The sequence below is a fragment of the Kitasatospora sp. NPDC004531 genome (assembly GCF_053602195.1).
This window is the reverse complement of sequence record NZ_JBSGDD010000013.1, coordinates 1-15800: the sequence shown is the minus strand read 5'-3', so window position 1 is coordinate 15800 and position 15800 is coordinate 1. Positions and strand designations below refer to the sequence as shown.

The window sequence follows — 15800 nt, the reverse complement described above, 5'->3', positions numbered from 1 at the left end:
TGGCTCCTGTTGATGAAGGTGCGTTCCCGCGCCTGGTCCGGCCCTGGGCCCTAGGCCCTAGTCGCGGCCGCCGGCCGCCCGCACCAGCCCGTCCGCGTCGCGGCGCAGGGCGCGCCCGGCCAGGTCGCCGGTGGGCTTGCCGTCGGTGAGGGCGGCGACGCCGTTGACGAGGACGTGGACGATGCCGTCGGCGGGTCGGCGCGGGTGGTCGAAGGTGGCGGTGTCGCGGACGGTCTGCGGGTCGAACAGGACCAGGTCGGCGTGGTGGCCGGGGCGGACCAGTCCGCGCCGGTCGAGGCGCAGTCGGCGGGCGGGCCGGCCGGTCATCCGGGCGATCGCCTGTTCGAGGGTGAGGACGCCCAGGTCGCGGCTGTAGTGGGCGAGGTAGCGGGGGAAGGTGCCCCAGGCGCGGGGGTGGGGTCGGGCGCCGACGAGCAGGCCGTCGCTGCCGACGGTGTGCGCGGGGTGGCGCATGATGGCGCGGACGTTCTCCTCGTGGCCGACGTGCTGGAGGATGGTGGTGCCGAGCTGGTCGGCGAGCAGCAGGCCGAAGAAGACGTCGGTGCCGGTGGTGCCCTGTTCGGCGGCGAGTTCGCTGACGCGGCGGCCGACGACGGCGGCGAGGGCGCTGTTGCGGACGCCGGAGATCTGGATGGTGTCCCAGTCGGTGACCACGCCGTGGCAGCCGTCGCTGCCGTGTTCCTCGACGTCGGCGCGGATGCGGGCGCGGGCGGCGGGGTCGGCGAGGCGGGCGAGGGTGGCTTCGGGGCCGCCCTCGGTGGACCAGCTGGGCAGCAGCGCGGCCAGGGTGGTGGAGCCGGGCAGGTAGGGGTAGCTGTCGAGGGTGATGTCGATGCCGTCGGCGAGGGCGCTGTCGACCAGGGCGAGGAATTCGCCGGCCCGGCCTTCGTTGACGCCGAAGTTCATGGTGGCGTGGGTGAGGTGCAGCGGGCAGCCGGAGCGCCGGGAGATCTCCACCATTTCCGCGTAGCCTTCCAACGCCCCTGCGCCGTAGGAGCGTTGGTGCGGTGCGTGGTAGCCGCCGCGGGCGGCGACGACGCGGCAGAGCTCGACGAGTTCGGCGGTGTCGGCGTACATGCCGGGGGTGTAGGTGAGGCCGGTGGACATGCCGACCGCGCCGTCGGCCAGTGACTGGTCCAACAGGGCGCGCATGCGGGCGAGTTCGCTCTCGCCGGGCGGCCGGTTGTGCCATCCCATGGCGAGCATCCGGATGGTGCCGTGCGGGGCGAGGTAGCAGGCGTTGGTGCCGATGCCGCTGTCGAGGCGGTCGAGGTATTCGCCGACGGTGCGCCAGTTCCACTCGAAGCCGTCGGGATCGCCGTTCCAGCCCGCGAGTTGGCGGCGCAGCGCGGCAAGGGTGGTGTCGTCGGCGGGGGCGTAGGACAGGCCGTCCTGGCCGAGGACGTCGAGGGTGACGCCCTGGGTGATGCGGGAGGGGTGGTCGGGTTCGACGAGCAGGTTGAGGTCGGAGTGGGCGTGCAGGTCGATGAAGCCGGGGGCGAGGACGAGGCCGTCGGCGTCGATGGTGCGGCGGGCGGTGAGGCCGTGGCCTATCTCGTCGATGCGTCCGTCGGCGGTGAGGGTGACGTCGGTGCGGTAGCGGTCGGCGCCGGTGCCGTCGACGACGGTGGCGGCGCGCAGCAGCAGCTCGGGCATCAGAACCAGGTCCTCACCAGGTCGACCACGCGCGGGTGTTGGGCGTCCGCGTGGTCGACGACGGGGATCAGGCTCCACTTGTCGAAGGCGGTGCAGGGGTGCGAGAGGCCGAGTCGGACGACGGCGCCGATCGGGGCCTGCTCGCCGGCGCCGCGCAGGAAGGTGTGCTGGTCGTTCAGCGCGGTGACTTCGGCGCCCTTCAACTCGCCACCGTCGAACGAGACTTCGGATGCAGCGCCCGACGACTCTCCGCCGCGCACGAGTTGCGGCTCGGGCAGGCCCTCGTCGAACGGCAGGTCGCGCTTTCCGGCGTCCAGCAGGGCGAGTTGGGGTTCGGGGTGGGAGACGACGCGGGCCCAGCCGTGCATCGCGGAGCGCAGCGGGGTGGCGCCGGCGGTGCGGGCGAGCGGGGAGATGCCGCGGTAGAAGCCGTCGTCGTGGGCGAGGTAGGCGCCGGCCCGGACGATGACCTTGGTGCCGGGCAACTCCTGGGCGAGCGGGGTGAGTTCTTCGGCGACGGTGTCGAAGTAGGCGCTGCCGCCGGCGGTGATCACGGGGGTGGGGGTGGGGTAGTGGGGGGCGAGGCGGCGGTGCAGTTCGGCGAGGTCGCGCAGGTAGCCGCGGACGGCGGTGAGCGCGGTGTCGGAGGCGTCGTGGGCGAGGGCGCCTTCGTAGCCGCCGACGCCGGCCAGGCGGAGGGTGGGGGCGGCGTGCACGGCGGCGGCGACGTCGAGGGCGGCGGGGATGCCGCGGGCGCCGGTGCGGCCGCCGGGGCCGCCGAGTTCGACCATGACTTCGACGGGGCGGCGGGCTCCGGCGGCCCGCAGCGCGGCGTCCATCTGCCGGACGCTGTCGGCGGAGTCGACCCAGGAGGTGAAGGCGAAGTCGGGGTCGCGGTCGAGTTCGGCGGCGAGCCAGGCGAGGCCGGCGGGGTCGAGGAGGGTGTTGGCGAGCAGCAGGCGCTGGACGCCGAAGGCGCGGGCGACGCGCAGTTGGGGGAGGTTGGCGAGGGTGATGGCGTGGGCGCCGGCGGCGAGTTGGGCCTGCCAGAGGGCGGGGGCCATGGTGGTCTTGCCGTGCGGGGCGAGCAGCACGCCGGCGTCGCGGCACCAGGCGGCCATGGTGCGCAGGTTGTGGTCGAGGGCGGCGGCGTCGAGGGTGAGCAGCGGGGTGCCGAGCCGGTCCAGGGTGGGGCCGGTGGCGAGCCAGTCGCGGACGGTGCGGCCCCAGGCGTCGGCGGGGACGGCCTTGAAGCGCCAGTCGAGGGTCTCCTCGGCGAGGGCGGCGACGGCGGCGGTGTCGATTCCGGGTCCGTGGACGGGGTCGGCGAAGTGGGTGGGTCCTGCGGCGGGGTGCTGCCCGGTCTGCTGGTGTGCTGCTGCCGTGTCGCTCATGGCCCTGCCTGCCTCCGTTCCGGTCCCGGCTCGCCCGACGAGCTGGGATGTTGCAACATACGCAACGTCTATTGCGCATGTTGGTGTTACGGTTCTAGCATTCACGCCGGACGGCGGTCAACGGACCGCAACGCGGCCCGTCCACCCTCCCACCAGGCACGCAGCATCCGGGCTCACCGCCGAGCGCGGGGCCTGCGGGCCGTCGCGGCGGGAGCGGGGGCACGGGCCCGAGGGTGAGGGAGCGGGATTGATGGCGGATCAGGACGGCGGGGCGGCGATCGCCCGGGCGGTGTGCCTGGGCGAGTCGATGGCGGCGCTGCTGCCCGACCGGCCGGGACCGTTCGAGGCCGTCGGCGCGTTCCGGCCCTCGGTGGGCGGGGCGGAGTCCAACGTCGCCGCGGCGCTCGCCGCCCTCGGCGTGCCGACCGCGTGGATCAGCCGGGTCGGCGCGGACGGCTTCGGCCGCCGCCTCACCGGCGACCTGGCGGCGGCGGGCGTGGACGTCTCGGCCGTCGCCGTGGACCCGCACCGTCCGACCGGCGTCTACCTGAAGGAGACCGGCGGCTCCGGCCTCCCGCACGACCTCGGCGCGGGCCGCTCCCGCCTGCACTACTACCGCACCGGCTCGGCCGCGTCCGCACTCTCCCCCGCCCTGCTGGACGACCCGGCCGCCGCCGCGCTGCTGGACGGCGCGCCGCTGCTGCACCTGACGGGCATCACGCCCGCCCTCTCCGACGACTGCCTCGCGCTGGTGCGTGCGCTGCTGGCCCGCCGCCGCCCGGGCCGGCTGGTCTCCTTCGACCTCAACTGGCGCCCCGCGCTGTGGCGCCTGCGCGACCCCTCGGTGCTGCCGGCCCTGCTGGACGCCGCCGACGTGCTGCTGCTCGGCGCGGACGAGGCCGAGGAGGCGTTCGGCACCGGCGACCCGGCCGCCCTCCGAAAGCGCTTCCCCTCGCCCTCCGTGCTGGTCGTCAAGGACGCCGGACACCTGGTCACGGCGCTCGACCGGGACGGCGGCGCGGTCTGCGAGCCCGCGCTCGGCGTCGAGGTGGTGGAGCCGACCGGCGCGGGCGACGCCTTCGCCGCCGGCTACCTGGCCGGCACCCTGCGCGGGCTCGACCAGCGCTCCCGGCTGCGCCTGGGCCACCTGTCGGCCGCCGGCGCGCTCACCGCCCCCACCGACCACGGCACCCTGCCGGACGCCCGCACGGTCGCCGCGCTGCTCGCCGCCGACGAGCGGAGCTGGGCCGCGACCCGGGTCTCCGCGTCCGGCATCGACTCGCCCGCGCTCGACGCCCCGGCGCTCCGCTCCCCCGCGCTCCACTCACCGGCCGCGTCCTCCACACGCGCAGCCGGCGCGCTCGACGCCGACCCGCCTGCCGCCGGCCTGCCCGCCGCCGACCCGGCGGTCCCGACGGACCTGACACCCCGTAGCCTCCCCGAAGCCCTCAAAACCCTCGGAACATCGGGACACCCATGAGCCAGACCGTCACCCGCGCCCTGCGCCTGCTCGCCGAACTCGGCGACGGCGAACGCTCCTTGGACCAGCTGGCCGACCTGCTCGGCGTGCACAAGACCACCGTGCTGCGGCTGCTGCAGAGCCTGGAGGCGGAGCGGTTCGTCTACCGCGATCCCCAGTACCGCTACCACCTGGGCGCGGGCCTGTTCGCGCTGTCCAGCCTCGCGCTGGAGCAGCGCGGCATCCGCCGCACCGCCGCACCGCACCTGGCGGAGCTGAACGCGACGACCGGCCAGACCGTGCACCTGGCCGCGTACGAGGGCGGCGAGGTGGTCTACATCGACAAGTACGACTCCCGGCACCCGGTGCGGATGTACTCGCGGATCGGACTGCGGGCGGCGCTGCACAACACGGCGGTGGCGAAGATCCTGCTGGCGGACCTGCCGCCGGCCGAGCGCCGCCGGGTGGTGGACACCATCGAGTTCACCGTCCACACGCCGAACACCATCACCAGCCCGCACGCGCTGCTCGCCGAACTGGAGCAGGTCGCCGCGCAGGGCTGGGCGCAGGACCACGCCGAGCACGAGGCGTTCATCAACTGCGTGGCCGCGCCGATCCGGGACGTCTCCGGCCGGGTGGTCGCCGCCGCGTCCATCTCCGTCCCGGACGTGGTCCTGCCCTACGAGCAGGTTCTCGACCTGCTCCCCCAACTGCTCGCCTGCACCCGGGCGATCTCCGCCGACGCGGGCCTGCCCGCGCGCGGCAGCCATCACTGACGCATCGTCAACTACCTTCTGGAGCACCGCACATGAGCGACAAGACCGAGATCCGCACCGACGGCGCGCCGGCCCCGGCGTGGATGTTCTCGCAGGGCGTCCGCAAGGGCCCGATCCTGCAGGTCTCCGGCCAGGGCCCGCAGGACCCGGCCACCGGCGAGTACCTGTACCACGGCGACGTGAAGGCGCAGACCCGCCGCACCCTGGAGAACGTCAAGGCCATCGTCGAGGCCGGCGGCGCGACCATCGAGGACGTCGTGATGTTCCGCGTCTACCTCACCAAGCGCGCCGACTTCCCGCTGATGAACGAGGTCTACGCCGAGTTCATCGACGAGAACGTCAAGCCGGGCGGCGTCAAGCCGTGCCGCACCACCGTCTTCGTCGAACTCCCGCAGGAGCCGATGCTGGTGGAGATCGACGCCCAGGCCGTCGTCACGGACTGACGACCGCCACCCGACGCCGCCTCCGAACGGGCCCCCGACCGACTGTCGCCGGGGGCCCTCGGTCGCTGCGGCGGGCCCGGTTAGGCTGGTGCGGTCCCATCGCGTCGGCCTGCGGAGTCCGCCATGCACGTTCTGATCCTCGGCGGCACCAGCGAGGCCCGCCGGCTGGCGGACGTGCTGGCGGCCGATCCGGCGTTGCGGGTGACGAGTTCGCTGGCCGGGCGGGTGGCGCAGCCGCGGCTGCCCGCCGGGGAGGTGCGGGTCGGCGGGTTCGGCGGTCCGGCCGGGCTGGCGGCGTGGCTGCGGGCGCACCGGGTGGACGCGCTGATCGACGCCACCCATCCGTTCGCGCAGACCATCAGCCGCAACGCGGCGCTGGCCGTCGCCGCGACGGGCACGCCGCTGCTGGCGTTGCGCAGGCCGAGTTGGCTGCCGCAGGACGGCGACCGCTGGCATCCGGTGCCGAGCCTGGCGGCGGCGGCGGAGGCGCTGCCGGCGCTGGGCGGGCGGGTGTTCCTGACCACCGGGCGGCAGGGCATCGCCGCGTTCGCGCACCTGGACGGCCTGTGGTTCCTGGCCCGTTCGGTGGAGCCGCCGGTGGCGCCGATGCCCGGCCGCATCGAAGTGCTGCTGGAGCGCGGGCCGTTCACCCTCGACGGGGAGCGCGGGCTGCTGCGGGTGCACCGCATCGACGTGCTGGTCACCAAGGACAGTGGCAGCGCCGCCACCGCCCCCAAGTTGACGGCCGCCCGTGAGCTCGGCATTCCGGTGGTGGTCGTGCAGCGGCCGCCCGCCCCGCCCGGGGTGCTGACCGCCCCGGACGTCGCCGGGGCGGTCGACTGGCTTCACACCAGCAGGAGTCAGGCCTCCGGGTAGCGGCGCGGGGTCCACACCACGTCGTGGTCCTCGCCGCGCCGCACCCACTGGGTCTGGGTGGAGCCGATCAGCAGCAGGGTGCGCATGTCGACCTCGGCGGGGTCGAGTTCGGCGAGCGCGACGGTGCGGACCCGCTCGGTGGGGCCGCCGACGTCGCGGGCCATCACCACGGGGGTCGCCGGGTCGCGGTACTCCAGCAGCAGGTCCCGGGCCGAACCGACCTGCGTGGTACGGGACTTGGAGCCGGGGTTGTACAGCGCGAGGACCAGGTCGGCCTCGGCGGCGGCGCGCAGCCGGCGGGCGATCACCTCCCACGGCTTGAGCCGGTCGGAGAGCGATATCACCGCGTAGTCGTGGCCGAGCGGCGCGCCGGCCCGGGACGCGGCGGCGTGCGCGGCGGTCATGCCGGGCAGCACCCGCACCGGGACGTCCCGGTAGGGGTCCTCGCAGGCGGCCTCCAGGACGGCGGTGGCCATCGCGAAGACGCCCGGGTCGCCCGAGGAGACGACCGCGACGCGGCGGCCGCGACGCGCCAGCTCCAGGGCGAATTCGGCCCGGACGCCCTCGACCTTGTTGTCGGAGCCGTGCCGGACCTGCCCGGCGCGGACCGGCACCCGGTCCAGGTAGGTGGTGTAGCCGACCAGGTCGGTGGCGCCCGCGAGCGCGCCGCGCGCCTCGGGGGTGAGCCACAGCGGTCCGGCGGGGCCGGTGCCGACCACCACCACCTCGCCCGACTCGGCCGCCCCGTCGGGGAGTTCGGTGGCGAGCGCCTCGAAGGGCTGCCCGGTGGAGTCGAGGGCGGCGACCCGGCTGGGCAGCACGGCGACCGAGAAGTACGGCACGCTGTCGGCGTCGATCTCGGCGAGCCGGCCGGTGCGTTCGCCGTCCATGGTGGCGCGTTCGACGTAGCGGGCCTCGTCCAGGCGGCCGGCGCGTTCCAGGGCGCGGCGCACGGCGGGGAAGGTGCGGCCGAGCTTCATCACGACGGCGGAGTCGGTGGCGGCGAGGCGCGCGGTCAGCTCCTCCTCGGGCAGCGTGCCGGGGATGATCGTCAGCACTTCCTCGGCCTCCACCAGCGGGGTGCCCAGGCGGGCGGCGGCGGCGCTGATCGAGGTGACGCCGGGCACCACCTCGGTCGGGTAGCGGTGCGCGAGGCGCTTGTGCATGTGCTGGTAGGAGCCGTAGAACAGCGGGTCGCCCTCGGCGAGCACGACGACGGCGCGCCCGGCGTCGAGGTGGGCGGCGAGCCGGTCGGCGGCCTCCTGGTAGAAGTCGTCGAGCGCGCCCCGGTAGCCGCCCGGGTGGTCGGTGGCCTCCACGGTGACGGGGTACATCAGCCGCTCTTCGATCTGACGGCCCGTCAGATAGCGTTCGGCGATGGACCGGGCGTGCGAACGCCCGTGCCGCGCGCAGTGGTAGGCCACCACGTCGGCCCGGCCGATGAGTTCGGCGGCGCGCACGGTGATCAGCGACGGGTCGCCGGGGCCGACGCCGACGCCGTACAGCCGCCCGACGGCCTGCTCCGATATTTCCTGACGGTCCGTCATTCTGATTCGCTCGCAATCGCGTTGATCGCGGCAGCGGCGATCGCGCTGCCGCCCCGGCGGCCGCGGACCACCAAGTGCTCCAGGGCGGACGGGTGTTCGGCCAGGGCCTGCTTGGACTCGGCGGCGCCGATGAAGCCGACGGGGACGCCGATCACGGCGGCGGGCCGGGGCGCGCCGGCCTCGATCAGCTCCAGCAGGCGGAACAGCGAGGTGGGGGCGTTGCCGACGGCGACCACGGCGCCCTCCAGGCGGGGCAGCCACAGTTCCATGGCGGCGGCGCTGCGGGTGGTGCCCATGGCGCGGGCGAGTTCGGGCACCGCCGGGTCGGTGAGGGTGCAGATCACCTCGTTGTCGGCGGGCAGCCGCTTGCGGGTCACGCCGCTGGCGACCATGTTGACGTCGCACAGGATCGGCGCACCGGCGTGCAGGGCGCGGCGGGCGTCGGCGACCACGTTCGGCGACCACAGCAGGTCCTCGACCAGGTCGGTCATCCCGCAGGCGTGGATCATCCGGACGGCGACCTGGGCGACGTCGGCGGGCAGCGCGGCGAGGTCGGCCTCGGCGCGGATGGTGGCGAAGGACTGGCGGTAGATGGCCGCGCCGTCCTTCTCGTAGTCGATCATCGGGTCCTCCGCCATTCGGCATCGCGCGCCTCGGCCACTGCCTCGGCGGTCTCGTTCTCGGTGGTGTCCATCTCGGGGGCTTCGCCCGCCACGGCGCGGCGGTGGATCTCGCGGACCCGGCCGTCCACGGTGACGCGGTGTCCGGTGGCGGTGGCCAGCACGTCGACCCAGCGTCCGGCGGGGTGCCCGCAGCGGCGTTCGCAGCCGGACCAGTGCACGGGCAGGCCTTCGGCGGGGGCGGCGGCGATCGCCCGGGAGGCCTGCGCGCGGACGTCGGCAAGCGCTTTCCCGCAGCCGGGCAGGCCGGTGCAGGCGCTGACGCCCTCCCAGGGTCCGCCGGACGCGGTCCGGAAACCCGCGTCGGCGAGGCGCGGCAGCCACTCGGGCCCGACCCCGGGCACCACGGCGCCGCGCCACGGGGTGAGCCGCACGCTGTCGGCGGCGTCGGGGCCGAGGGCCTCGGCGAGCAGTCGCCACTGCGCGCTGCTGGCCCGTCCGAACCGCAGGCCGACGGACACGGCGTCGCCGACGACGCCCAGGGCGGGCCGCTCCCCGGCGAAGCGCGGCAGCGGCAGCTCGCCGTCGGGCAGTTCGTCCTGCACTTCGCGCAGGTGCCAGGCGCGGCCGCCGGCCAGGTCGAGGAAGCTCCGGGCGGCGTCGAGCGCGGCGGCCACGGGGCGCTCGACGGCGCTGGCGCGGCGGGCGCGGCCGAGGCGCAGCAGGGCGCGGCCGTCGCCGATTGCGATCAAGGTCACATCGGCGTCGAGGGCGGCGGTGTCGCCGCGGCCGTCGTCGAGGGCGAACAGAAATTTGCCGGAGAGCCGGGCGGCCCACGGCGCGGCACACAGGGCGGCGTCCAACTCCCGTACCCAGTGCGGCAGATCGACGTCGGGGCGGCCTCGGTCGTCGAGGCCGGCAAGCGGGGAGGCGGCGATGTTGCGGACGCGTTCGTGGGTGTCGGAGGGCAGCAGGCCCACGGCGCGCAGGCGTTCGGCGAGGTCGGCGGCGCAGTGTTCGCGCAGGCCGCGCAGTTGGAGGTTGCCCCGGGAGGTGATCTCGACCTCGCCGTCGCCGAGCGCGTCGGCGGCATCGGCCAGGGCGAGCAGCTGACGGTGCGTCAAATAGCCGCCGGGGAGCCGGAGTCGGGCGAGGTGTCCGTCTTCGGCGGGGTGCAGCCGGAGCGCGCCGGGGCAGGCGTCGGCGCGGCCTCGGTCGGGCCCGACGGAGGGTGCCGCGAAGGCGTCGGGTGTGGGTGGCATGGCGGCGAGCATACCCATGGCGGCCGCGTGCGCCACTGCCCCGACCGTCCCGCCGGGGAGCGCGCGACCGCCCGCCCACCGCCGCCCCGGCCGGCCCGTCGCGGCGCCCGCGCCCGCTCCGCCGCGGCCCGCGATCGCGCGCGTTCGCCCAGCTCAGCGCGGTGCGAGGGGCCGGCGGCGCAGGCGCGTCGCAGCTCACACTCCCCCGGACGGCCCATCAACCCGTACGATGCTGGCGGGCGCCTCTCGGGGCGTCCGCTGCCAGCGACGGCACAGCGGAGGAAGTCCGGTGCGAATCCGGTGCGGTCCCGCCACTGTGACCGCGGCTCAGTGAGCCGCGGGAGCCAGGAACTCCGGCCGTCCTCCACTGCCCGGGGCGAGGACCCCGAGGAAGGTTCGTGCCATGCGCTGCCGCATGCCTGCGTCCCCGCGGGTGCCCGCGGGCTTCGTCCCCGCCGGGCCGTTCCGTGTCCTCGACCGCTCCTGTGCTTCCGCGTCCGGGTTGTCCGCGCTGTTCGAGACGCCCGGGAGGGCTTTCGCATGATCCTGCTGCTGTCCACGTCCGACACGGACCTGCTGAGTGCCCGGGCGTCGAGCGGTCCGGTGCGGTTCCGGTGGGGCAACCCGGCCCGGCTGGACCCGGCCGCGCTGCCCGAACTGCTGGACGGTGTCGAGCTGGTGGTGGTGCGGCTGCTGGGCGGGCGGCGGGCCTGGCAGGAGGGGCTGGACGTGCTGCTCGCGGGGCCGCGTCCGGTGGTGGTGCTGACGGGCGAGCAGGCGCCGGACGCGCAGTTGATGGAGCTGTCGACGGTGCCGGCGGGCATCGCGGCGGAAGCGCACGCGTACCTGGCGCACGGCGGCCCGGCGAACCTGGCGGAGCTGGGCGCGTTCCTGTCGGACACGGTGCTGCTGACCGGTCACGGCTTCGCGCCGCCGGCCTCGGCCCCGTCCTGGGGTCCGCTGGAACGCGTCGCCGCGCCCGTGGAGGGTCCGCGGATCGCGGTGCTGTACTACCGGGCGCACCACATGAGCGGCAACACGGCGTTCGTGGAGACGCTCTGCCGGGCGATCGAGGAGCAGGGCGCGCAGGCCCGCGCGTACTACTGCGCGTCGCTGCGCGGCGCGGAGCCGGAGCTGCTGGCGGAGCTGGGCGCGGCCGACGCGATCGTGACGACGGTGCTGGCGGCGGGCGGCACCCGGCCGGCGGACGCGCAGGCCGGCGGCGACGAAGAGGCCTGGGACGCGGGCGCGTTGGCGGCGCTGGACCGGCCGATCCTGCAGGCGCTGTGCCTGACCTGGTCGCGGGCGCAGTGGGAGGGCAGCGACGACGGGCTGTCGCCGCTGGACACCGCGACGCAGGTGGCGGTGCCGGAGTTCGACGGCCGGCTGATCACCGTCCCGTTCTCGTTCAAGGAGGTCGACGAGGACGGGCTGACGGTGTACGCGGCGGATGCGGAGCGGGCGGCGCGGGTGGCCGGGATCGCGGTGCGGCACGCCCGGCTGCGGCACATTCCGGCGGCCGAGCGCCGTCTCGCCCTGGTGCTGTCCGCCTATCCGACGAAGCACGCCCGGGTCGGCAACGCGGTCGGCCTGGACACCCCGGCGTCCGCGATCCGGCTGCTGGAGCGGCTGCGCGCGGAGGGCATGGACCTCGGCGACGGCCTGCCGGGCCTGGACACCGACACCGAGCACGGCCACGAGGGCGACGCGCTGATCCACGCGCTGATCGAGGCGGGCGGCTACGACCAGGCGTGGCTGACGGAGGAGCAGCTGGCCCGCAATCCGGTGCGCATCCCGGCGGCCGACTACCGGCGCTGGTACGCCACCCTGCCGGCGGCGCTGCGCGAGCGGGTGGAGCGCCACTGGGGGCCGCCGCCGGGCGAGTTGTACGTGGACCGTTCGCAGAACCCGGACGGCGACATCGTGCTGGCGGCGCTGCGTTCGGGCAATCTGCTGGTGCTGATCCAGCCGCCGCGCGGGTTCGGCGAGAACCCGGTGGCGATCTACCACGACCCGGATCTGCCGCCGAGCCACCACTACCTGGCGGCGTACCGCTGGATCGCGGCGGCGCAGCAGGACGGCGGTTTCGGCGCGCACGCGGTGGTGCACCTGGGCAAGCACGGCAACCTGGAGTGGCTGCCGGGCAAGACGGCGGCGCTGTCGGCCGAGTGCGGTCCGGACGCGGCGCTGGGCGATCTGCCGCTGGTGTACCCGTTCCTGGTGAACGACCCGGGCGAGGGCACCCAGGCCAAGCGGCGGGCGCACGCCACGCTGGTCGACCACCTGGTGCCGCCGATGGCGCGGGCCGATTCGTACGGCGACATCGCGCGTCTTGAGCAGCTGCTGGACGAGCACTCGAACATCGCGGCGATGGACCCGGCGAAGCTGCCGGCGATCCGGGCGCAGATCTGGACGCTGATCCAGGCCGCCAAGCTGGACCACGACCTGGGCCTGGCGGAGCGGCCGGAGGACGACGGCTTCGACGACTTCCTGCTGCACGTGGACGGCTGGCTGTGCGAGGTGAAGGACGCGCAGATCCGCGACGGCCTGCACGTGCTCGGCCAGGCGCCGGTGGGCACGGACCGGGTGAACATCGTGCTGGCGATCCTGCGGGCGCGGCAGATCTGGGGCGGCGTCAGCGCGCTGCCGGGCCTGCGGGAGGCGCTCGGCCTGGACGAGGCGGCGCCGACGCTGGGCGCGGCGGACGCGGCCGAGGCGCAGGCGCGGGCGCTGGTGGAGGCGATGGAGGCCGCGGACTGGGATCCAGCGGCCGTCGAGCGGGTCGCCGCCGGCCTGCCCGCCGCCGTCGCCGAGGTGCTGACCTTCGCGGCGACCCAGGTGGTGCCCCGGCTGTCCGGCACCACGGACGAGCTGGACGCGGTACTGCACGCGCTGCGCGGCGGGTTCGTCCCGGCGGGGCCGTCGGGTTCGCCGCTGCGCGGGCTGGTCAACGTGCTGCCGACCGGCCGGAACTTCTACTCGGTGGACCCGAAGGCGGTGCCGTCGCGGCTCGCCTGGGAGACCGGGCAGGCGCTGGCCGCGTCCCTGGTCGAGCGCTACCGGGCCGACAACGACGGGCAGTTCCCGCCGTCGGTGGGCCTGTCGCTGTGGGGCACCTCGGCGATGCGCACCGCCGGCGACGACATCGCCGAGGCGCTGGCCCTGCTGGGTGTGCGTCCGGTGTGGGACGACGCCTCGCGCCGGGTGAGCGGCCTGGAGGCGATCCCGCTCGACGAGCTGGGCCGTCCCCGGATCGACGTGACGCTGCGCATCTCGGGTTTCTTCCGGGACGCGTTCCCGCACGTGGTGGCGCTGCTGGACGACGCGGTGCGGCTGGCGGCCCGGCAGGAGGAGCCGGCCGGGCAGAACTTCGTCCGGGCGCACGTGCAGGCGGACCTGGCCGAGCACGGCGACGAACGCCGGGCCACCGTCCGGGTGTTCGGCTCCCGCCCGGGGACGTACGGCGCGGGTCTGCTGCAGCTGATCGACAGCCGGGACTGGCGCACGGACGCCGACCTGGCCGAGGTGTACACGGTGTGGGGCGGCTACGCGTACGGCCGCGACCTGGACGGGCGGCCCGCCCGGGAGGAGATGGAGAGCGCGTACCGGCGGATCACGGTGGCGGCGAAGAACACCGACACCCGCGAGCACGACATCGCCGACTCGGACGACTACTTCCAGTACCACGGCGGCATGGTGGCCACCGTGCGCGCGCTGACGGGCAGCAGCCCGGCGGCGTACATCGGCGACTCGACCCGCCCGGAGACGGTCCGCACCCGCACCCTCACCGAGGAGGCGGCCCGGGTGTTCCGGGCCCGGGTGGTGAACCCGCGCTGGCTGGAGGCGATGCGCCGGCACGGCTACAAGGGCGCGTTCGAGATGGCCGCGACGGTGGACTACCTGTTCGGCTACGACGCCACCACGGGCGTGGTCGCGGACTGGATGTACCAGAAGCTCACCGAGGAGTACGTCCTCGACCCGGTCAACCGGGAGTTCTTCGCCGAGGCCAACCCGTGGGCGCTGCACGGCATTTCGGAGCGGCTGCTGGAGGCCGCCGAGCGCGGCCTGTGGGCGGAGCCGGATCCGGCGCTGCTGGCGGAGCTGCGGCAGGTCTTCCTGGAGACGGAGGGCGACCTGGAGGGCGAGTGACGCCGCTCGCAGCTTCGAGGTTCCCCGGGGATGAACGCCGGACGACACTTGACGGGCGGTGATCGCGCGGGGGTGTCTTCCGGTCCGCCCGGGCGGACAATCTCCGCATGAGCCTGCGAACCGCCCTGACCCGCCCGGCGCGCTACGGCGCGCTGGCCGCGGGCGCGTTGCCCGTCCTGACGTTCCCGGGCGCCGGCCTGGCCGTGCTGGCCTGGGTGGCGCTGGTGCCGGGGCTGCTGCTGATGCGGGCGGCGGGCACGGCGCGCGAGGCGCTGGTGCGGGGCTGGTGGTTCGGCGCGGGGTTCATCCTGACCGCGATGTACTGGCTGGTCCCGTCGATCGGTCCGGCGCTGCCGGTGCTGGCGGTGCTGTTCGGGGTGCTGCAGGCGCCGGTGGGCCTGGCCGTCCGGTGGCTGCTGGGCGGCGAGCCTGCGCTGCGGCGGTCGGCGGCGGCACTGGTGGTCGTCCCGTCGGTGTGGGTGGGCGCCGAGTTCGCCCGGTCCTGGCATGCGCTGGGCGGGCCGTGGGCGCTGCTGGGCGCGTCGCAGTGGGAGCATCCGGCGGTGCTCGGCCTGGCCTCGATCGGCGGGGTGTGGCTGGTGAGTTGGGCGCTCGTCGCGGTCAACACCGCGGTGGTGGTCCTGCTGGTGGCGCGCGGTGTCCGGACCCGGCTGCTCGCGGAGGCGACGGCCGTGGCGGCGGTACTGGCGGGCCCGGCGGCGTTCGCGGCGCAGGCCGCGCCGGCGGCCCGCGCCCCGGTGTCGGTGGCGCTGGTGCAGGCCGGCGGGACGGCGGACGAGCGGGCCCGGCTGGAGGCGAACATCCGGATCACCCGTTCCCTGGCGGGCCGCCCGGTGGACCTGGTGGTGTGGGGCGAGAGTTCGACCACCGCCGACCTGGACCGCGACGGCGCGACGCTGGAGCGGCTGACGGCGCTGTCCGCGGCGACGGGCGCCCAGCTGCTGGTCGGCGAGGACGCCCGGAAGGCGGACGGCCGGATCTCCAAGGACGCGGTGCTGGTGGACCCGTCGGGCGTGCTGGCCCGCTACCGCAAGATCCGGCTGGTGCCGTTCGGCGAGTACATTCCGCTGCGTCCGCTGCTGGGCTGGGTGGCGGGGGTGAGCGCGGCGGCGGGCGAGAACCGGGCGCCGGGCCGCGCGGTGCACCTGCTGCCGGTGGAGGGTCGGGGCGGGCGGCCGCTGCCGGTCGGCGCGCTGATCTGCTTCGAGTCGGCGTTCCCGGACATGTCGCGGACCGCGGCCCGGCAGGGCGCCGAGGTGATCGTCTACCAGTCGGCGACCTCGACCTTCCAGTCGACCTGGGCGCCGGCGCAGCACGCCTCGCTGGGGGCGATCCGCGCGGCGGAGTCCGGCCGGCCGGTGGTGCAGGCGGCGTTGACGGGCGAGTCGGTGGCGTACGACGCGCAGGGCCGGCGGCTGGCGCGGATGACCACGGGCGAGGCGGGCGCGGTGACGGTGCGGCTGTCGCCGGCCGATCCGGCGGCCCGCACCTGGTACGTCCGGCTGGGCGACTGGGTGCCGCTGTCGGCGCTGGCGGTGACGGCGGCGGCCGGGGCGACGGCGCTGGCTCCGCGCCT

11 protein-coding genes and 1 riboswitch are annotated in these 15800 nt (G+C 75.3%); of the genes, 6 read left to right on the top strand and 5 right to left on the bottom strand.

Annotated features, from left to right (window positions below; genetic code table 11):
- Positions 1 to 57: 57 nt before the first annotated feature.
- A complete protein-coding gene (locus tag ACWEMJ_RS08550; protein ID WP_452136221.1) occupies positions 58 to 1677 on the bottom strand; it encodes an N-acyl-D-amino-acid deacylase family protein in 1620 nt (539 codons plus the stop codon).
- Positions 1677 to 3071, bottom strand: coding sequence for an alanine racemase (locus ACWEMJ_RS08545; RefSeq protein WP_452136220.1), 1395 nt, complete (start codon positions 3069 to 3071; stop codon positions 1677 to 1679). The genes ACWEMJ_RS08550 and ACWEMJ_RS08545 overlap by 1 nt, the downstream gene beginning before the upstream one ends.
- A 250-nt stretch (positions 3072 to 3321) precedes the next feature.
- On the opposite strand from ACWEMJ_RS08545, the gene ACWEMJ_RS08540 reads away from it, so the two are divergent.
- From ACWEMJ_RS08540 to ACWEMJ_RS08525, 4 genes are all read left to right on the top strand, one after another.
- Positions 3322 to 4551, top strand: coding sequence for a sugar kinase (locus ACWEMJ_RS08540; protein ID WP_452136219.1), 1230 nt, complete (start codon positions 3322 to 3324; stop codon positions 4549 to 4551).
- Positions 4548 to 5306 (top strand): IclR family transcriptional regulator, encoded by a 759-nt coding sequence (locus tag ACWEMJ_RS08535; protein WP_452136218.1) that lies wholly within the window; start codon positions 4548 to 4550, stop codon positions 5304 to 5306. Before ACWEMJ_RS08540 ends, ACWEMJ_RS08535 begins: the two co-directional genes overlap by 4 nt.
- A 32-nt stretch (positions 5307 to 5338) precedes the next feature.
- Positions 5339 to 5749: a RidA family protein gene (locus ACWEMJ_RS08530; RefSeq protein WP_452136217.1), complete on the top strand. Its 411-nt coding sequence runs from the start codon at positions 5339 to 5341 to the stop codon at positions 5747 to 5749.
- Between the two features lie 123 nt (positions 5750 to 5872).
- Complete coding sequence (locus ACWEMJ_RS08525) at positions 5873 to 6625, top strand: cobalt-precorrin-6A reductase (protein ID WP_452136216.1); 753 nt, start codon at positions 5873 to 5875, stop codon at positions 6623 to 6625.
- Here ACWEMJ_RS08525 and ACWEMJ_RS08520 read toward each other — a convergent pair.
- From ACWEMJ_RS08520 to ACWEMJ_RS08510, 3 genes are read right to left on the bottom strand one after another with little or no spacing between them, the layout of a single operon-like run.
- Positions 6610 to 8172, bottom strand: a complete 1563-nt coding sequence (locus ACWEMJ_RS08520) for a precorrin-2 C(20)-methyltransferase (RefSeq protein WP_452136215.1) — start codon at positions 8170 to 8172, stop codon at positions 6610 to 6612. The two genes, ACWEMJ_RS08525 and ACWEMJ_RS08520, sit on opposite strands and share 16 nt — an antisense overlap.
- Complete coding sequence (locus ACWEMJ_RS08515; protein WP_452136214.1) at positions 8169 to 8795, bottom strand: precorrin-8X methylmutase; 627 nt, start codon at positions 8793 to 8795, stop codon at positions 8169 to 8171. Before ACWEMJ_RS08515 ends, ACWEMJ_RS08520 begins: the two co-directional genes overlap by 4 nt.
- A complete protein-coding gene (locus ACWEMJ_RS08510; protein ID WP_452136213.1) occupies positions 8792 to 10054 on the bottom strand; it encodes a hypothetical protein in 1263 nt (420 codons plus the stop codon). Before ACWEMJ_RS08510 ends, ACWEMJ_RS08515 begins: the two co-directional genes overlap by 4 nt.
- 285 nt (positions 10055 to 10339) lie before the next feature.
- Positions 10340 to 10404, top strand: a riboswitch (cobalamin riboswitch).
- 190 nt (positions 10405 to 10594) lie between these two features.
- Between ACWEMJ_RS08510 and cobN the strand changes: the two genes are divergently transcribed.
- Both cobN and lnt read left to right on the top strand, forming a co-directional pair.
- Entirely contained in the window at positions 10595 to 14203 is a 3609-nt protein-coding gene (cobN, locus tag ACWEMJ_RS08505; RefSeq protein WP_452136212.1) for a cobaltochelatase subunit CobN, read from the top strand.
- A gap of 107 nt (positions 14204 to 14310) precedes the next feature.
- Positions 14311 to 15800: apolipoprotein N-acyltransferase (gene lnt, locus ACWEMJ_RS08500; protein WP_452136211.1), on the top strand; the 1490-nt coding region annotated here is incomplete at its 3' end.